The sequence below is a fragment of the Streptomyces sp. GL_140 genome (genome assembly GCF_057834465.1).
Window position 1 is genome coordinate 190,304 of record NZ_CM174404.1, and the last position, 18,382, is coordinate 208,685.

An 18,382-nucleotide genomic window follows, 5' to 3' on the forward strand; every position below is an offset into this window, starting at 1 on the left:
TGTTGGAATCAGCCCTGCCCTCCGGCCCAGGGTGCGAGGGCGGGGCCTTGTGGGTCGATGTCCACGGCCAGGCCGTTGAGCAGCCCGGAGACCATGCGGTAGAAGCCGATGACCAAGATCGCCTCGACGATCTCCCGGTGGGAGAAGTGGCATTGGAGGCGGTCGACTGTGACCTCCTTGAGGGTGGCTCGCTCCAGGAGCTCCTCCCCGGCCTCGATCAGAGCGGAGTCCGGCTCGTCCCAGTCGCCGCCTGGTGGGACGTTGGTGCGGCGTAGGAGGGTGAGGTCCTGCTCGGTCACACCAGCCGCCCTGGCGATGGGGAGGTGCTGGGTGCGTTCGTAGGCGCTTTCGGTGTGGTCGGCGACGAGGAGGATCAGCATCTCCCGGTGGCGTGGGCTGAGTTCGAGATCTCGAAGGATGGTGCGGGCCAGGTCCATGAAGGGGGGCAGGGCCGTGGTGGCGTGGGACGTCATCAGGGTGATGTTGAGGCGTACCGGCAGGGTGTCGAGGGCGGCCTGGACGGTGTCCGGGAGTAGCCGCTCGTCGGGGTAGGGAATGCGGGGCACGGCAGCTCCTACTGTTCTGTGGCCGGGTGACCGGGAGGTAGAGCGGTGATGACGGCGTCGGTGAGGGCTTCTACGGTGGCGCTGCCCAGCAGCAGGCCCAGGGGGATGTCGACGGGCCAGTGCCGCATGAGCCGGGCGCGTACCTCGGTGGCCATCAGGGAGTCGAGGCCGAGGTTCCGCAGAGGCTGGCGGTGGGCAATTCGGTCGGCTGTGAGACCGAGGACTTCGGAGAGTTCCCGGAGGATCTCCTGCCGGACGGTGGGTGTTTGTGCCGGGTCAGCGGTGGCGCCCGGGGTCTTCTGGCCGGGGAGGATCGGGGCGGGGTGGGGGCGGGGCTGCACGGTGGAGGGCGGCTGGGGCTGCTGCCCGTGGTCCGTGCCGATCCACAGCGAGGTGGCGGCCGTGCCGTTGACGGTCAGGTGCCAGCCCTCGTCGTCCTGGCGGATGTCGAGCCGCAGGCCCGCCTCCGGCCGGTGCACGGTGGCCGGGAGCACAGGCTGGGATTCCGTTTCCCGGCCGGTGGGGGAAGGGGCCGGTAGGGGGAAGCGCTGGCGTTGCCACGCGTACCGGGGCAGGTCCGTTGCCGGGTGCGGGCCGGGGTACAGGGTGTCCCAGTCGATACCGGCTCCCATGGTGTGGAGCCGGGCGAGGGTGTCTGCGAAGGCGGACAGGCCGGGGTGGTCGCGGTGCAGGGTTGGCAGGACGCCGTCCGGGGCACTGTCCTCGCCCAGGCAGTCGCGCAGGGGCACGAGCAGCACCGGATGGGGGCTGATCTCCACGAAGACGGTGGGCTGTTGGGATGCGACCGTGGTCACGGTCTCGGCGAACAGTACCGGTTGGCGCATGTTGTCCGCCCAGTAGGCGGCGTCCAGGAGGCGGCCCGCGGCGGTGGCCCCTGGCACGGTGGAACGGAAGGACGATCCGGCGGGCCGGGTGCCCAGTCCGCCGAGGGCCTCGAGAAGCGGCTCGCGCAGTGCGTCCATGTGGGGGCTGTGCGAGGCGAAGTCGACCTGGACCTGTCGGCACAGGACTCCACGCTCCTGCAGCGCGGCCAGGAGCCGGACCAGTGTGTCCCGCTCCCCCGACAGCACGGTGGAGCGCGGGCTGTTGTGGGCGGCGACGCTGAGCTGTTGGCCGTACGGCGCGATCTCGGCCTCGGCTTCCCCGGCGGGCAGGGCAACGACTGCCATGGCCCCGTCACCGTCGGTCTGCCCGGCCAGGGCGCTGCGACGGCATATGATGCGGGCGGCGTCCGCCAGGCTCAGGGCCCCGTCCAGGTGGGCGGCCGCGACTTCGCCCATGCTGTGACCGATCAGCACGTCCGGCCGGACGCCCCATGCCTGCCACTGCCGGGCCAGCGCCACCTGCATCGCCCAGATCGCGGGCTGGATGACGGCCGAGTCCTGCCAGCGGTTCGCGTCGTCGTCGTGGAGCAGTCCGGTCAGAGACCAGCCCGTCTCCGCCGCGATGACAGCCTCGCACTCCTCCAGCGCGGCGCGGAACACCGGTGAAACACGGGACAGTTCGCGGCCCATGCCGATCCACTGGGAGCCCTGGCCAGGGAACACGAACGCCACGCGCCGTGCCTCTCGCACCGGCTCGGCGGGCAGGTCACCGTCGCGCAGCGCCCTTGCCAGTTCCCTGCCGTCCTTGCCCCGGACGGCCAGCCGGTAGGGATGATGGGCCCGCCGCAGGGCCGCACCCGCGCACACCACCGCCGCCTCGGCACGGGCCGCCTCATCCAGCCGGTCCGCGTAACGGGCGGCCAGCTCCGTCAGCGCGGCCGGAGAGCGGGCCGAGAGTGGCAGGACCAGCGGCGCACCGCTCGCGGGCGGCCGGAAAGGGGCCGGGAGCGGGGGCGGGGCCGAGAAGAGGACGGCGTGGGCGTTGCTGCCGGACAGGCCGAACGAGCTCACACCTGCCACAGCCCGCTCCGCGTCACCCGGCCAGAGTCCCGCGGTGGTGGCGATCCGCAGCGGGAGGCCGTCCCAGTCCAGGGCCGGATTCGGGGTGCACAAATGGAGGCTCGCGACGATCCGCCGGTGGTGGAGCATCAGCGTCGTCTTGATCAGTCCGGCGATCCCGGCGGTGGCCTCGCAGTGCCCGATGTTGGTCTTCACCGAGCCTACACAGCACGGCCGGTCGGCGGCCCGGCCTTCTCCCAGCACGGAGGCTAGCGCCCGCAGTTCCACGGCGTCACCGACCGTCGTCCCCGTCCCGTGGGCCTCGACGTAATCCACGTCCGACGGTTTCACCTCTGCCCGGTGCAGCGCATCGCGCAGCATCTGCTCCTGACCCTGCTGGGAGGGCGTGACGAGGTAGCCTCCGCTCTGCCCGTCGTTGTTGACGGCACTTGCGGCGATCACCGCGTAGATGCGGTCCCTGTCTTTCTGTGCCCGTCTCAGGGGCTTCAGTACGACGACTCCGACGCCGTCACTGCGTACGAACCCCTCCGCGTCCGCGTCCCCGAAACGGCACCGTCCTTGCTCGGCGAGCATCCGGGCCTGGGTGTAGGCGAGGGCGGGCTCCGGGAGCAGCACGAGGTTGACGCCCGCGGCGACCGCGAGATCGCACTCGCCGGTGCGCAGACTCTGGCAGGCCAGGTGCACGGCGGTCAGCGAGGCCGAGCAGGCGCCGTCCACCACCAGGCTCGGCCCGCGCAGGTCCAGCGCGTAGGACAGCCGGCCGGCCAGGAAGGCGCTCAGTCCGCTGCCGGTCATGGTGTACAGGTCCGGGGAGCGGTGCCTGGTCTGCAGTTCCCAGTAGTCTTCAGGTCCAGTGTGCCCGACGAAGACGCCGGCGTGTGTTCCCCGCCCGGTGCCGGGCGGTACTCCGGCGTCCTCCAGCGCCTCCCACGCGACCTCCAGCAGCAGCCGGTGCCGGGGATCCATGCGTTCGGCCTCACGGGGCGAGATGCCGAAGAAGGCGGCGTCGAACTCCTCTACGCCGTCTACGAATCCGCCCCACGGTGGCACGCCGGGATACGCCCGGGCGTCGAAGCGCTCCGCCGGGATTCTGGTCACCGCGTCCACGCCGTCCGACAGGAGCCGCCAGAATTCCTCGGGCCCGTCGGCCCCGGGGAACCGGCAGCCGATGCCGACGATCGCCACCGGTTCGGCCGCCACGTCAGGTTCGTCTGCCGGTTCCTTCTCGGAAGGGACGAGGAGACGCAGTTCGTCAGCGATCAGCGCCGTGAGGCGGTCGCGTGCGGTGTGTACGAAGAAGTGGCCGCCGGGCAGCTCGTGCACCGGCACCGGGTTCTCGGTCAGCTCCCGCCAACGCCGAACGTCGCCCGGGCGCACGATCGGATCGTTCGCTCCGCAGAATGCCGACACCCTGCACGACAATGGGACTGCGCCCTGGTGCTCGTACACGGCCAGGAGTGAGGTGTCTGCGCGCAGGGGCGGGAGCAGCATCGCTGTGAAGCTGTCGTCTGTGAGCAGTTCCCGGGGGATGCCGCCGAGGGCGAACGCCACGTCCAGTAGTTCGTCATCACTGCAGCCGGGCGGAGGCACAGCCATGGGCAGGTGCGGCGGTGCGGCCCCCGCGACGAGCAGCGCGGTAGGCACGGGACCGCCCTCGGACTGCAGCCGGAGGGCGAGCTCGTAGGCAAGCAGCCCGCCCATGCTGTGCCCGAAGAATGCGAACGGCGCTCGTAGGTACGGCCCGAGCCCCTCGGCCACCGCTCGGACCAGCTCAGTCATCGAGCCTGGTATGGCCTCCCCAGCGCGCTCCGCCCGCCCCGGCAGCCGAACTGGCAGCACGTCCAGCCAGTCGGGGAGCCCGGACGTCCACTCCCGGTACTGCGATGCATCGCCCCCCGAGCACGGGAAGCAGAACAGCCGCACCCGTGCTCCGGGCCGCGGCGGACGGGGCAGCCAGATGCTGTCCGTGAACCCGCTCCCGTCCCCGATCATTCCGTTGATGGCCGTTCCCCCCGAATCTGTGAAGAGTGGCTGTAAATCTGCCGAGTCGCCCGGGTTTCACCCACTATGGAGCAGCCCCGCCCAGAACACCCGCCCCCGCCGACCTTGAACGCCATCGATTCCAGCGTGCGTCACCGGTCAGCGTGAATGTGCCCTGCCGTCGCCCTGAGTGTCGAGCAGGCCCTTCTCACCCGCGTACGGTCTACTCGGCTATGGCTGTGCTGTAGATCCACCGATAGACGGGCAGCAGCGCGCCGGCCACCTCCCGCTTCACGCCGGTGGCCTCGAAATGCTCGTGCCGCCCGTAGTAGGCAACCGCCACCTTTTCCAGCCCCACGCCAGGCACCACCTCGCGCGGGCCCCACAGCTCCGGCGGTCCGTCGGTCAAGACGACAGTGATCAAAGCGCGCCTCCTGGAACTCACCCGCCCGGCGATCCAGTGGCACCGGGGCGGTCATAGCGGATGGCACCCCGGCGGGCGGACACTCTGCCTAAGTCGGCGCACCGGGTAGGGACACTGCACAGCCTGCTACCCCGATCTGAACAGGGGGCCAAGGCATGGAATGCGGTGCATACCGCGCAACCTTGTGCTCTTGTGAACTTTTCGGCGATGTCATCCAGCGGTGGTTTGTTGACGGCGGGGCAGGGTCGTAGTAGGCCAGCAGCAGAGGAACTTTGCTCTTGCTACTGGAGGTTGTGATGACCCGTCGCGTGCCGTGTCCGCCCGCGCCGGGTCCGTTGGAGGCGTACGCAGCACGGTTCGATGACCTGTTTTCCACACTGGCACAGGCCCTACTCCTGGGCTTGATCCGCTTTGACGCGGACCGAAATGGGCTTCGATCGGGTTGGCCCAGGACGCGTAGGTCGGGGTGAAGCACAGCTCGACCTTGTTCTTCGCCGCCCACCGGCGGATTCTCCAGTTCAGGTGGGCGGAGAGGTTGTCCAAGATGACGTAGATCGGGGCGCCGTCCGGGCGGGCCGCACGGATCGTTCTCAACGCGGCCCAGGTGTGGTCGATGCCCTTGCGGCGCCGGTTGATCCCCCACATCTGGTCATCGCCGACCGAGTAGCAGCCGTGGAAGTAGGTGATTCCATGGGTGCGGCGGTAGGTCACGGGGAGGCGGTCGGGGTGGCTCTTCTCAGCCCAGCAGGAGCCGGCAGGGGGTCGGATGCCCAGCGGGCCGAACTCGTCGAACGCGAACGTGCGGTCCGGCCGTTCGTTGATCGCGTACTCGATCCGGTCCAGCCTGGCGTCGAAGTCCGGGTCCGGGGACTCCTTCCAGGTCTTCGTGCGCTGGAAGGTGATCCCGCGGCGGGCGAGTAAGCACCGCAGGGCTTCGCGGCCGATCCGGACGGGCCTGGCTATGGTGCGGCGCAGGCGATCGGCGACCTTGCGGATCGACCAGTGGGTGAAGGGCTTGCCAACCTGGGGCGAGCGGGCGGTGGCCGTCTGGATGACGAAGTCCTCGCCGTCAGGGCGAGCAGGCGGGGACGGCCTCCCGCCCACCGAGGGTTCAGGCATGCGAGCCCGATCTCGTTGAAGCAATGGATCACGTCACGAACGGTGTCCTCGTCTGCCTGGACGAGCCTTGCACCGCAGCCGCCTGCCCGTCGGGCCCGCCGCGCCGCTGAGCCTGCCGAGGACTCCGGCACGGTGCCCGAGGAGCCCCCGGTACCTCGCTCCCCCGGCCGCCGTTCCTTGGGACCCGGGGCAAGCGCGGCCGATCGCTGACCGGCCATCACCGACCGGGGCCTGATGCTTGGGCGGCCCGGTGGTACTGCCTCGGGAACGGCCCGCCCCTGAGGTGATGCCCTCGGTCGAACACCGCTCCCACAGGGGATTCAACAACCGGGCGGGCCCCGGCCGCGTGACAGTGCCCGCCGGCTCCGGATCTCAACGTGCCCGCGCCGGTCAGCGTCTGGGGCGCGCTGTTCCTCCTCCCCTGTGCAGCTGAGCGTGTTCGGTGTCACGAACCCGGCTGGTACCCCCACCGTGGTCGGCCCGCCGCCAGCCCAGGACCGGATCGGCCGACGCCAGCGGCTCTATCCGGTCCCGGGCTTGCTTTAGGCGACCGAGTGCGTCACCGTCCCGGTGTACGTTCCGGCGACGGCCGAGGACGGCACGGAAACGACCAGGGTGGGTGTCCAGATCGCGGAGTTGTTACCAACGTTGCCGGACAGGCTGTAGGCAGTTACCGATGTCGACAACGACTGCTTCGCGGCGGCGGTTGCCTGTCCCGGAGTGAAAGTGCCGTTCCCCTGGGAAGGCCCCCCAGGGCCGGACCAGTAGGAAGCGCTGTTCTTGGTGATGGTCTCAGCTGCCGTCCCGCTGCCGGTCTTGAAGTCGGTTGAGGTCACCGATGTGGTCCATGAAGCACTGAGAAGTGCACGGCTGTCAGTCACGGTAACGGTTCCCAGTGTTCCGCTGGCCGTGTTTCCCGGAGCCACGGGAGAAAAGCTGGCCGAGACCGGCACGGTGATCGACAGGGCGCCGGACGGCACGGAGAACGTCACCGTGGTGTCCCCTGAGGACGCCGCGTTGGCCGGTGTTGCAAGGCCTACGAGTACCGCGGCAGCAGCACCAGTTAATAAGAATTTTGATCGCATGGTTTCGTCCTTTAATGGTAAGCGGTTCGATTCGCGCCGATGCCCCGCCCCTTGTCCTCATCAGCCTTTCCCGGATTTGGCGGCGGTGTCAGTCGGCACATGCAGCGTGTAGCAGGCTGACCGGCCAGGTCATCCGGACGGTCACACAGGCGAGGCGTCGTCTGCACTGCTTACCCCTTGTATGTCTGTACCCACCCGGCGCCCCTCGCTCCACCGCAACCTTTCGGTCCGGGACAGTCCAGCCCCATGAACGCCTCTGTCGCACATTCCGGGGTGACAGACCGCAAATGCCGATACGTGCACCTTGCAGAGAGTGCTGATGGTGCTCTGACGTCAAGGATTCCAGCGGGGTGGGGTGCCGACCTCATGGTGCCGACCCTTGATCGGTCCCCGGGGCGGGCCCCGGTCGTCCGCTGTCTGTGCGCCATTCCGTACCATCCGCTGGTGATATTCCGTCTTCTCTCCACGCCACGCCGCCGAGTCGCAGCCGTGCTCACAGTGACGTCCGCCGTCGTCGCGTTCGGGTCGTGGGTGCTGTGGCCGGTCTACGACTCGTCGTGTGTCGTCTACGCCGGGTCCTACATCCCATGAATGCGCCGAAGGCCGAGGTCGACGCCGCCGTGCAGCTGCGCTCCGACAAGGCCCTCGCCGACGGCGCGTGCGGGCCCAAGCGGGCGCGCTTCCACAACTGGACTCGGTGAGGTCGGTCCTGGCATCACCGCGCGTGGTCGCCTGGGGCGTATCAGGCCCAGGGAACCTGACCCGGACGCCGAACTCCTTGCAGCCATGCTGACCGAGCGGCTTGCCCAGTCCCCGTTTTCGCTGGTCATCGGCTTTGCGGAACAACTGTCACGGGCGCTCTACCGGCTGGACCGCAAGGGCACGACCTGGGCGGAGACGCCTTCCTCTACACCCGTTCCTCGGTCGTCGCCGCCGGACGCACAGAATTCGACAGGGTCCTCCAGGACCCTGCTGCCTTCGCTCCTTACGCCACCGACCTCGTCTGGGCCGGGCCCCTGCTCTACACACCGGACCGCGCATACAAACGCATCACCGGAGAAGAATGGGACCGCGATACCCGCTACTCCTACGAGTCCCGCTCCAGCACCGAGGGCTGGGCTGAATGAGAGAACCAACCGGCCCACCCCGGGGCCCGACAGGAAAGGGCATCCTGGCCGCATTCGCGGCGCCGGGCCGGCCGGGTAGGTGACGCTGTGGTTCGAGGCTCGGAGCAGCGGTGGCGGAGACCAAACCCGGGTGGTCCTGGCCCCTCCCTTCGATTCGATGCCCGCCCAGGCCACCAAGAGCCTGTCTCCTTGATGAGTAGATCCGCTGATCGGCGCCCCCTGAATGCTTGCGGCATCGCGCATGGAACCCTGTCCACATGGACATATTCGAGGACCGACTCGACGGCGGGTGGAAGTGGTGGGAGGCCGCCATCAAAGAAGCGCAGGAAGGGCGCTGGGTCCGTGACGCCGTGGAACGGCAAGTCATCAAGGACATCGCTGCCGCCACCAACCCTCTCAATGGTGGGCAGATGGCTCCGTTATCCGTTCGCAAGGCCGGGCCGCGCCACTGCTTCAGCCGGTTGAAGCATCGCTCGACCGCGTTGCGTTGCCTGTATGCCTCGGCGTCGAAAGCCGGTGGTCGACTGCCGGCGCGGCCTTGCCGCAGACGGTGGCCGATCTGGTCGGAGGGCTGGGGAACGACTGCGCGGATTCCGCGTCGGCGGAGGTAATTTCGGATCGCGCGGGATGAGTGCGCGCGATCCGCCTGTTCGGCGACGTCGGCGTCAGCCCGGGCCACAGTTGAACTCCGACGGCAAACGTCCGTACAACTCCGCCGCCACCGAATCCACGTCCGAAGTGGACGGGTTCGCAGATTCTTGGGAGTGGGAGCTCGCAGACGGGAGCCTGCGGCCTTCGCGGGCATGTGAGGTGCCTTGCGGACGGGGTGGTCGGTCCCCGTGACTGGCGTGATCACTGTGCGTGCGGTTGCTCATTGCTCTGTCTGTTCTTGCTGGGGCCCGCGAGCACCGAGCGGGCACTCCCAAGGGCCAGTGTCCGCCAGGGCGAGAGGGTGCACAGCATTCGTGCAGGTCGCACCGTGGCGGTCAGTCAACTTGATCGGACGAGTCTGTTGGGAAGGCGCGCGTCATGCGTCGTCCGAAAACCCCTTGCTCCCCGGTCCGCCTGCTTGGTGGGTTGCAGGAGCTTCGGCAGCGGGAGGGGACGGCTTGGCGGTGTTCGGATGTGCGGGCTGCGGTGCGGTTCTGACGGCGGCGGTGTCGGAGGTGGAGTTGCCGATCCACCTCGCCGACGCCCACTGGGAGCAGCTGCACCCGCCACTGCTGGAGGCCGGGTCCTACGCCATCGACCCCGCACCGTACGGGCCACCGTGGCGGCAGTGGGACGAGGTCGGGGCTCGCGAGGCCGCGGGACGGGGGCGCTTCACGCCGTTCGGCGCGCTGTCCGACGGGCCGCCGGACACTGTTCTCCTCGCGCCCGGCGACATGCGCAACACCGGGCTGATCCTCGAACGGGCCGATGGCTACTGCATGGGGATCGACGGGAGGGACGGGCCGAACCTTGCCTGCCTGGGCTGCGATCTGCCGGTGGGAACGAGGATCGACGACTGCGGGTGCTGGCAGGTCGTCCGGCTCGTCCCGCAGGCAGTGGTGCGGCTGCCTGGCCCGCCGGAGCAACCGGTCATGGGTTGGGCGGAGATGCTGGCCGGCGGCGCGCTGTGGCACCGGCTGAGCAAGTACCAGGACATCCCGGCGGGCGTGGCCCTCGCCCAGGTGGTGGTTGCCGCCGGGGGCGCGCCGGTCGAGGTGGCGCCCGGGCCGGTCGCGGAACTCCTAGGCCGGGCACTTGGCGCGCTGCTGCCCGCCGGGGAAGGTGCGAAGCGGTTGGACCTGGCTGGGCCGGCGTTCGGCGAGCCGACCGCCGACCTGGTGCTGGTGCCGGTCCATCCGCAGACCGGAGGCATGTGGCGGCCGCGCGCCGGGTCGGTGCCGGTACCTGTGGATGCCGCGCTCTGGGCCGAGTTCGCCTTCCCGCCACACCGGACCCGACTGCCGGTGGTCGGCGGGCTTCCGGCAGGCGTGGAGCGGGACGACCCGCTGCCGCCGTACCCGTGGTACCCGCTCCAGCCGTCCAGGGAGGCGTTCCGCTACACGCTCGCGCGGATGCCCGCCGTCAGGGAACCGTGGCTGCGGGCAATCTACGACCGAGGATGGTGATCCGTCAGGGGCAGTGCGGACCCATAGGCTCGACGTAGCCGGCGTAGTCATGGACCGATTCGCAGCTGGAACCCGGGGCACCATGGACCTCTGCTGGAGCGCCGTGGCGAGGAAGGTCCGATCGTCCCAGGCCGGATCGGACTCTGAGTCGATACACCCCAGGCGGATGCGGACCGGGAAGATCCGGGCCTCGTCATCGACGCACCCGAGGGCTTCGACAAGCCGGCCGCGGCAACCAGCCGCTCCACCCTCATGGACCAGGGCCGGAGCCAGCCACCCCCGGACCCTGCCGGTCCACCACCGCGGACGAGGCCGTGCCGGACGGTCGACGAGAACGAGGACTGCAACCCGGACAGCGCCACCATGTAGTGCCCGCAACTCACGTCGGACGCCACCCGACCCTGGGTGAGCACCGCCGAACGCGGCTTACCCGGGGCGGAAGCGGGAATGCCAATGCCGGCCTGCCGCTCGGGCAAGGCTGGTGCTGGGGAAAGCGGTCGGCGGCGTCGATGTTGGTTCGGGCACACTTGAGCGCTGGCTCAGGGTGCTGGTGTTGACGTCCGGGGCTTCGGCGTGTGTCTTCTGTTCGACGCCCGCTTCGACCAGGGCGAGGTGTGCTTCGAGGGCCCGGAGTGTCCGGGTGGGGTTCAGGGTCCGGCCCACGGCCTGCACGATGTCCACCGGGCGGATCGGGGCGGCCCAGGGGTGCGTAAGGTCGGCACGAGCCGCGGGCGCCACGCTCCGGGTGGTGACCTTGTGGGAGGAACACGTGGAGACTGATGCCCGGCGGCGGTCGCACTCTGATGCCGGTGGAGGTGACGGGCCGGACGGTCTGCGCGAGCGCGGGTTCGGCCGCTACGGCGCCGAGCAACTCGGAATCGTCCTGGCCGGCTCCACGGCGAAGGACTTGGCAGGGATCCGGGAGGTCTTCGCGGCGCTGCCGCCCGACCCGTACGCGCCCGGAACGAATCGGTTCCGCCGGTACTCCCATGCCGTGTACCTGCCGTGGAAGGACGAACTGTCCTGGATTCCCGGCACCCCCGACCCCGTACACGGCACGGTCACCGACTTCTCCCAGGGCGATGATGACCCCGCGAACCCACGGACACGGCGCGTGCTCCCCGCCATCCCCGAGGCGCTGCACGGCAACGCGCTGCTGCTGCGACTCCTGCGCTGGGACATCGACCAGGTGCTGTCGCTGAAGAATCTGGGGAGACGGCCGCTGTGGGCCGGTGTCCACCTGATCAGGCTCGGCGTCGAACATCCCGGCGAAATGGCCGTTTCCTCCCCGGACTGCCTGCACCAGGACGGAGGTTCGGCCAGCACGTTCACTTTCGCCCACCTCATCAGCCGTACCAACGTCACCGGCGGGCAGAACGTCATCGCCACACCGGGCAGCGCGGGCCTCCGGCCCGAGGACCCCTGGACGGACATCCACGCCGACTTCACCCTCACCGACCCACTGGACGGGTACGCCGTCCACGACCACAAGGTCAGCCACTACGTCGGCCCGGTCCGAGCAGGCTCCGAGCCCGGACCGGGCGAACGGTCCATCCTCATCATCGGCATCGCCCCGTACGTCCCCCAACTGTGACATCGACGCCCCGCCCCCTCCCCGTCCAGGGTCGTCACGGTGCCCGAACTCCTCGCCGTCCCGCTCAGTGCCTATGCCCAGGTGCGGCCCGCACAGCGCGGCCGCGGTGGCGACCTTCCCGAGCATCCTTCGCCGCACGGGTGTGCTTCCGGGAAATCCCTTGGATTTTACGGCTCATGCCACTTCGGGCCGAGGGAATGCCCGGTGGCTGCCCGTTGGCGGGGATTCCCTCCACACCATGGCTGGGAGATGATCCGAACCACGGGGGTCGAACGGCCGTGGATCACAGCATGACGTGTTTGGCCTGGGTGTAGTCCAGGAGGCCGGACAGGGAGAGGTCGCTGCCGTAGCCGGAGTGTTTGACGCCTCCGTGCGGCATCTCGGAGACGGTGGTGCCGTGGGTGTTCACCCAGACGATGCCGGTGTGCAGGCGACGGGTCGCCCGCATGGCTCGGTCGTGGTCCGAGGTCCAGACGCTGTCGGCGAGGCCGAAGCGGACGTCGTTGGCCAGGCTCAGGGCCTGCTCCTCGTCGGTGAACGGCTGGACGGTCACCACGGGGCCGAAGATCTCCTCCTGCACGATCTCGTCGTCCTGGCGCACCCCGGCCACGACGGTCGGTTCGTGGAAGAAGCCGGGCCGCCCGATGCGGGCGCCACCGGTGACGATCTCGGCATGGGCGGGCAGGCGGGCCGGCAGGCCCTGCACCGAGGCGAGTTGGGCCGCGTTGTTCAGGGGCCCGAAGTCGGCGTCCGGCTCACCGGGAGGGCCCGTACGCAGTTTTCGCGCCGTGCCGGACTTCTCCCGCACCGACCCGACGGAGCCCTGGCACGGTCTGGGCCCGCTCACCCTCCGGATCGGACGGTGAGTGCGATCTACCGGATCCGGATCGACTCCCAGCACTGCCAGGGGCACGCGCGCTGTCTCACCTTCCTCCCGGAGAGCGTCGACTTCGACGACGAGGGCTACGCCTACGTCCCCGAGGCGAAGAGCCGTCGTACCGAGATGACCGACGCTCTCCGGCAGGCAGTGGCGAACTGCCCCGAGCGGGCCTTCCAGGTGGTGGAGGAGTGACCCGAGGCCCCTGGCTGCTACGCCCTTTCAGGACACGGACTGGCCGCCTTCGACCGCGGCAACCCCCCGCGCCCGGGCCCCCGGTACGCCGTCCTCGGCGCGGTGCGGCGGCCGGGGGCGCAGGCCGGCGGCGAGGACGGCGGGCGGCGCTGGAGTAGACGGCCGTTCCGCGTGCGGGATCGATCCGCACGAGCAGACAGGTGGCGGGCCTGCGGCTCTCGTCCGATGCGGACAGGGCGTCCAGCTGGCGCAGTACCCTGTGCGGGGCGAGATCGGTGGAGGCGACCTCGCGCAGGACGGAGCGGTAGGCATTCATGTCCACGGCGGCATCGAGGCCGTGACCCATCACGTCGCCGACCGCCAGGAGGGTGCGGCCGAAGTGAAGGCGGATCGTCTCGAACCAGTCACCGCCGACCAGGGCCCGTGCTCCGACGGGCAGGTAGCGGCTGGCGATCTCCAGGTTCGGGGGGCCGACCCGGTTCGGCGACGAGCGCACGCTGCAGATCGAGCGCGGTCTTCTCGGTTGCGGCGAGCCGTCGGGCGCTTCTCAGGTGGATGCCCACCAGGCGCGCCGCGAAGTGCAGCGTGGCCATCTCGTGCGCGACGCGTTCGGTACGGGCGCCATCGCCGGTCAGGTCCACCGCCACGGCGTCGGAGAGCATCCGGATGAGGAATCCGGCCAGCTCACGGCAGGTCTCCCGTTCATCGAAGGACGTTCCGATCTGCTCCAGGGCCTCTTCCATGGAGCGCAGTCGCACCTCCAGCCCGTCGTGCTCCGACACGTTCCTCCCTCGCCCGCCCGTCACCATCGACCTGCCGTGGAGGGCATTCCATCAGCCGGTACGGGTTCCGGCCGCCAACGCCGCTCAGTCGAAGTAGTGACCCGCGCCCAGCTGCTCGATGGGCCCGGGCCGCGCCGGCTGTCGTCCCATCAGCTTGCGGGTCAGCGTGCCGACACGGGCGGCTCCTGCGCCGGCAGTGACGCCTCGACACGGTGAGCCGGGCACTCGGCCGCTACCGATCGCCGGACGGGCGCGGCTGGTTCCAGCCGTGGGGGCACTGCCGATGGCCGCGCAGAGCGGCGAAAGATCGACTTTCGGGGGCGAGGGCCGCCCCGCGAGACTGAGCAAGAAGGTCACCGGAGGAAGACTGAGGTGCGTGATGGCGGAGTCGGAGGATGCCCACACCATCCGCCACGTCGTGGAGCGGCTGATGAAGGCCCACCCGGAGCTGGACGCCGGACTGGTGGAAAGCTCGGTTCGGACCGCGTACAACGAGTTCAGGTATGCACGTGTGCGTACCTACTTGCCGGTCTTGATGGAGCGCAGGGCCAAGGACCTGCTGCCCCCGGTCAAGCGGACGGATCGTCGTGCCTGACGGATTCCAGTCTGCTCCGCAAAGCCGTCGGCGATCCGGCCGGCCGACGGCGTCCGCGTCGGTCAGTGGGTGCGGAGACTGCTGGTGTGCACGTCCGTACGGTTCTGTGGTGCGTCGGAGTTGGTCTCGGTGAGCACCGCCCGTACTCCCTTGCCGTCCGCGACCAGGCCTTGGTAGTCGCCGAGGAAGTAGCCCCCGGCGAACGGTGCCTGCAGCCAGTCGAAGATCCGGGAGATGCGTCGCTCGCTCCGGCGCTTCGAGTTTCCCTGCGGCAGGGTGGCCAGCTGGTAGGCCGTGGGCAGGGTGGTGGTGTCGCCCGGCTCGAGGAAGCGCAGGTCGTAGTAGGTGAGGGCGACCGTGCCCCGCTCGTCGACCGCGATCGACGGGGAGAAGGCCGGCACGCCCTTCGGGCTGATCAGCTCCGGGGCTCCCCAGGTGCGTCCGCCGTCGGTGGAGCGCACCAGCTGGACGGAGTCGAACCTGCCGCCGGAGAAGTCCGAGCCCTCGTACGCCATGTAGAGCGTGCCCGTCTTCGCATCGACGGCCGGGCTGGGCAGGGTGGCTGCGGCGCGCAGCAGTTTGGTGGGGTCGTTCGGGTCGACCTCCGGTACGGAGGTGTCCCGGGCCACGGTGACCGGGGCGCTCCAGCTGTCTCCGGCGTCGGTCGAGGTGGTCACCTCGTAGCGAGCTTCGACGACGGTGCTCAGGTCGTCGGAGTAGGTGATCCGGTCGAAGAAGTCGTACAGGGTGCCGATGTGCCGGTCGGCGACGATCAGATGGCCGATGGTCTGGGTGTTGGGCACGGTGCTGGTGTCGACGAACGGCCGGGCCCCGCTCCAGGTGCGGCCGCCGTCGCGGGTCAGGGAGATGTAGCCGGGACCGTCGAGGGAGCTGGGGCCTGGTGGGTCGTTGTCGAGGCGGTTCCAGACCTGGTAGGCGGTGCCCTTACGGATCGGGTCGGCGGTGAGTGAGGGCTTGTCGTTGAAGAACGGCTGCTCGTCGACGTGCGTGGTGGCGAGGTTCTGCCAAGTGCGGCCGCCGTCGCGGGACGTGGCGGCAAGGAGGGCGGTGCGAGTGCTCTTGACGAAGTCGACGCCCTCGCCGCTCGCGTAGACGGTGCCGTCCGGTCCGGTGCTCACCCAGGGGTCGCTGGTCCGTTCGTAGTCCGCACCACCGGGGGCGCACAGGCTGAACGGCAGCGTACTCGTGTGGAAGTTGTGGCCGTCCGTGGTCCAGCCGGCCGCCAGGCCACGGGCGCCGCCGTCGTTCCAGCGGTCCTGCTGGAACACGGTGACGATGCGTTTCGGGTCGCGCGGATCGACGGACAGGTACGGTTCGACCTCGGTCGCCGGGTAGACGATGCTGTCGGGGGACCTTGCTCCGATGGTGCACTCCGCGTACGGGTCGCCGTGGGACACCTTGACCGGTTGTGTGTCGTCGGGGTTCCGATCCGCTGCGGCGGGAGCCGCTCCGGTGACCGTGACGAGCAGGAGCGCGGCAGTGGTGACGGCGGTCAGGGGCAGGCAGACGCGCATGCGGGATCTCCTCCGGGCCTGTCGGCTGGGACGCGGGACCGCCGTCATCAGGGCGGCCTGGGGCGCGGAGGCGTACCGGAACGCGAGGGTTGGGCGACTCCACTTGGTCCGTTTCGGCGTTGCGGCCGGTGCCCTTGATGGGCTGAACGACGGAGTCATCCCCGGAGACGTCGAGGAGCACGGCGGAGCCGACCGGCGGGTGCACCGCGGCGGTCGGCTCCTTGGTCGTGCTGTTGCGGCACCGTCTCACAGGTCCCGGGAGGGCCGTGGACCGCGCGCCAGTTGGAGATGGCAGCGGGGGGTGGCCTTGGCTCGGACGGGATGACCTGCTGGACGTCTTCCAGGGCTGGGTGGGTATGAGTCAGGGGAAATTCGAAATCAGGACTGCGCGGACCGTCTCGAAGAGGTGGTGGCCCTGGCTTCGAGACGGTCGGCGTCCATCCTCGCGAGTGCCGCGGTGTCGAGACGGGCGCGGGCGATCCAGCCAACAGTGGACCGGGGGCCGTGGCCCCGTACGCACCGCGCCGGGTGCACCGGCCGGACTGGTTGCCCAGCCGTGCGCCGACCGGTCAAGTGATCGGCTGCGAGGTCCCGTCAGGCAGCGTGCAAACGTAGCCGCCGTAGGGGCGTCCAACGATCTGTCCGCTGGCGGCCGTGCAGTCGTCTCTGGAAATGTTCGGAGACGAGGCGGCCCCCGCGCTGACGGCGCCGACGGCGCTCACGCCGACAAGGGTTGCCGCGGCCAGGGCCAGGCCCAGAATTCTTCGCATGCGCATGACTTCCTCCTCCTCTCAGGCGCCTTCGTTCGCCTTCGGGAAGGACAAGTCTCAAGACGACGGCGCCCTCTTCACTCAGCATGGGCGCTCCGCATGAGGCCCGCGAGGCGAGGCTGGGCGCCGCTCCCGGGCAGTGACTGCCCGGCCCCGGAGAGGCACGACGTCACCGGCCTCGACCGGCCGCATCGGTACGCCGCGTGCGCATAGGTAGACGCGGGCCCGCGTCTACCTCGACGTCGAGACCGCCCGCCGGGGCCGCCTTGGGCCGGGCAGTCCGGGCAGTCCGGGGGGTGAGGAGGAGACGGGGCATGCCTGCCTGCGACCGGTGCCAGCGGAGGCTGCCCTCTCGCGGCCCTCTAACGCGGTTCGTGGGCAGCCGCCCGGCAGGCACCGGTCGCGGCGCCGCCCGCCACGCCGGCCCCGGTCAGTCCAGTCACACAACTCTGCAGGTCTCCTGCCACGCCACGGCTACAAGCCGCCGCGACGGAGCCGGAATCGGTGGCACCGGCCAGTTCGGCCATCTGTGTGCAGGCGGGAATGTCCGCCCGGACCACGGGAGCGGCGAGGACCGCACCGCCGAGGGCGAGGGTCAGGCCGGTGAGGGCACCGGCGATACGGGTCGACGTGCGCATGGGACGCACCTGCCTTCCGGATTGGTCGCGCGGTCCTGGTCCCGGCGGGCCGGATCTACGCGATAGGACCACCTGGCGACGCTCAGTGAGCGATGCCCCTCCCCGGGCCGGCGGGCTCACAATCCGACCGCACGGTTCTGCGTCGCTTCCCGAGCCGCGCCGGGACATGACCGCCGGGCCGGAAGGAGCGGGTCGCGGACCGGATGGGACGTACTCGGACCTCCACTCACGGGCCCCTCCCTCCAGCGTCGCATCCTCTCCCCCGCCCGTCCTGGGCACCCGGGACAGCGCCTCTCCCCAGCAAGCCATGCTCAAGCGCGTCCATCAGCGTGGGACTGCACTGTCGGCTCATGCCTCAGTTGTCCATGCCGAGGGCTGACGGCTGATTGCCCGTTGTCGCCATGGTTAGCCGGCATGAGCTCGTAAGGGCCCATTCCCGCAGGTCAAAACGGATCCTGGCACGCGGCCGGTGGCGGATGTCACCCCTCCGGAACGACGAGGAGAGCACCCCGTCCGGCCGGAGTCGCGTCACTGCCGCGCCCCGCCCCCGCCAGCACTGCGACCCGGGTGGCCCAACAGGACGCGCCACCCACATGAGTGAGAAGCTGACTAGTACCCCAACCGAGACAATCCGTGAAAGGGAAACCAAATGCGCATTCGACGAATCCTAGCCGCCGCGTTCGCGACGGTAGCCCTCGCCGGAGTTGGCCTCACAGGCGCCGCCACCGCACAGGCACTGAGTGCGCCATCCGTCGTCACCCCTTCTGAGTGCAGGCAGGGCGGCGGAACGCCCGCGATCAATGATGCGGGCAACTACTGCAAGGGCGGTATGTACGACGGGGAGCAAGTCGACTAAACCCCACAAGGCGCCCCGCAGCCAGGCGCCGCGGGGCGCTCCCGAACGAGCACGGCCACGTAGCGCCGCCGGCACCGCCGGTGCGTCGGTTCAGAGCGTCGGGAGTGATCGCGTAGGGATTGCCCTTCAGACCTGGGTTCTTGGGACGTTCGCCCCTGGTGCCGGCTGCCAGCTTCTTGATCCGCTTGCTGTTGCAG

11 protein-coding genes and 4 pseudogenes are annotated in these 18,382 nt (G+C 69.7%); 4 read left to right on the top strand and 11 right to left on the bottom strand.

The genetic code is table 11. From position 1 onward, the window contains the following. Positions 1 to 8 precede the first annotated feature (8 nt). From AC3IYJ_RS00985 to AC3IYJ_RS01010, 6 genes and pseudogenes are all read right to left on the bottom strand, one after another. Positions 9 to 566 (bottom strand): carboxymuconolactone decarboxylase family protein, encoded by a 558-nt coding sequence (locus AC3IYJ_RS00985; protein ID WP_489399423.1) that lies wholly within the window; start codon positions 564 to 566, stop codon positions 9 to 11. An 8-nt stretch (positions 567 to 574) separates the two neighbouring features. Next, complete coding sequence (locus AC3IYJ_RS00990) at positions 575 to 4,483, bottom strand: acyltransferase domain-containing protein (protein WP_489399424.1); 3,909 nt, start codon at positions 4,481 to 4,483, stop codon at positions 575 to 577. 211 nt (positions 4,484 to 4,694) lie between these two features. Next, positions 4,695 to 4,895: a DUF5988 family protein gene (locus AC3IYJ_RS00995; protein ID WP_489399425.1), complete on the bottom strand. Its 201-nt coding sequence runs from the start codon at positions 4,893 to 4,895 to the stop codon at positions 4,695 to 4,697. A 417-nt stretch (positions 4,896 to 5,312) separates the two neighbouring features. Continuing rightward, positions 5,313 to 6,085 (bottom strand): annotated as a pseudogene (locus AC3IYJ_RS01000) (IS630 family transposase); the annotation flags it as partial. A gap of 471 nt (positions 6,086 to 6,556) precedes the next feature. Further along, positions 6,557 to 7,006, bottom strand: coding sequence for a hypothetical protein (locus AC3IYJ_RS01005; RefSeq protein ID WP_489399426.1), 450 nt, complete (start codon positions 7,004 to 7,006; stop codon positions 6,557 to 6,559). A 1,629-nt stretch (positions 7,007 to 8,635) separates the two neighbouring features. Next, positions 8,636 to 8,872 (bottom strand): annotated as a pseudogene (locus AC3IYJ_RS01010) (transposase); the annotation flags it as partial. Positions 8,873 to 9,392: 520 nt separating this feature from the next. Between AC3IYJ_RS01010 and AC3IYJ_RS01015 the strand changes: the two are divergent. Further along, positions 9,393 to 10,343: a hypothetical protein gene (locus tag AC3IYJ_RS01015; RefSeq protein ID WP_489399427.1), complete on the top strand. Its 951-nt coding sequence runs from the start codon at positions 9,393 to 9,395 to the stop codon at positions 10,341 to 10,343. A gap of 769 nt (positions 10,344 to 11,112) precedes the next feature. Further along, on the top strand, positions 11,113 to 11,937 hold the full coding sequence (locus AC3IYJ_RS01020; protein WP_489399428.1) for a 2OG-Fe dioxygenase family protein: 825 nt from the start codon (positions 11,113 to 11,115) through the stop codon (positions 11,935 to 11,937). Between the two features lie 283 nt (positions 11,938 to 12,220). Here AC3IYJ_RS01020 and AC3IYJ_RS01025 read toward each other — a convergent pair. Then, positions 12,221 to 12,721, bottom strand: a pseudogene (locus AC3IYJ_RS01025) (aldehyde dehydrogenase family protein); the annotation flags it as partial. 78 nt (positions 12,722 to 12,799) lie between these two features. Here AC3IYJ_RS01025 and AC3IYJ_RS01030 point away from each other — a divergent pair. After that, complete coding sequence (locus AC3IYJ_RS01030) at positions 12,800 to 13,009, top strand: ferredoxin (protein ID WP_489399429.1); 210 nt, start codon at positions 12,800 to 12,802, stop codon at positions 13,007 to 13,009. A gap of 202 nt (positions 13,010 to 13,211) precedes the next feature. Here the strand turns inward: AC3IYJ_RS01030 and AC3IYJ_RS01035 are convergent. Further along, positions 13,212 to 13,355, bottom strand: a pseudogene (locus tag AC3IYJ_RS01035) (SpoIIE family protein phosphatase); the annotation flags it as partial. Positions 13,356 to 13,413: 58 nt separating this feature from the next. After that, on the bottom strand, positions 13,414 to 13,791 hold the full coding sequence (locus AC3IYJ_RS01040) for a hypothetical protein (RefSeq protein WP_489399430.1): 378 nt from the start codon (positions 13,789 to 13,791) through the stop codon (positions 13,414 to 13,416). A 379-nt stretch (positions 13,792 to 14,170) separates the two neighbouring features. On the opposite strand from AC3IYJ_RS01040, the gene AC3IYJ_RS01045 reads away from it, so the two are divergent. After that, on the top strand, positions 14,171 to 14,386 hold the full coding sequence (locus tag AC3IYJ_RS01045) for a three-helix bundle dimerization domain-containing protein (protein WP_489399431.1): 216 nt from the start codon (positions 14,171 to 14,173) through the stop codon (positions 14,384 to 14,386). A 62-nt stretch (positions 14,387 to 14,448) separates the two neighbouring features. On the opposite strand, the gene AC3IYJ_RS01050 is transcribed toward AC3IYJ_RS01045, so the two are convergent. Further along, the gene (locus tag AC3IYJ_RS01050) at positions 14,449 to 15,921 is read right to left on the bottom strand and encodes a sialidase family protein (RefSeq protein ID WP_489399432.1); all 1,473 of its coding nucleotides are present in this window, start codon (positions 15,919 to 15,921) and stop codon (positions 14,449 to 14,451) included. A 1,132-nt stretch (positions 15,922 to 17,053) separates the two neighbouring features. Continuing rightward, on the bottom strand, positions 17,054 to 17,329 hold the full coding sequence (locus AC3IYJ_RS01055; protein ID WP_489399433.1) for a hypothetical protein: 276 nt from the start codon (positions 17,327 to 17,329) through the stop codon (positions 17,054 to 17,056). Between the last annotated feature and the right edge of the window lie 1,053 nt (positions 17,330 to 18,382).

What these genes read in the sequence shown, in the direction of transcription:
- AC3IYJ_RS00990 (WP_489399424.1), bottom strand. Translation starts at nt 4,483, where the DNA reads ATGATCGGGGACGGGAGCGGGTTCACGGACAGCATCTGGCTGCCCCGT.
- AC3IYJ_RS01050 (WP_489399432.1), bottom strand. Translation starts at nt 15,921, where the DNA reads ATGCGCGTCTGCCTGCCCCTGACCGCCGTCACCACTGCCGCGCTCCTG.
- AC3IYJ_RS01045 (WP_489399431.1), top strand. Translation starts at nt 14,171, where the DNA reads ATGGCGGAGTCGGAGGATGCCCACACCATCCGCCACGTCGTGGAGCGG.
- AC3IYJ_RS01055 (WP_489399433.1), bottom strand. Translation starts at nt 17,329, where the DNA reads ATGCGCACGTCGACCCGTATCGCCGGTGCCCTCACCGGCCTGACCCTC.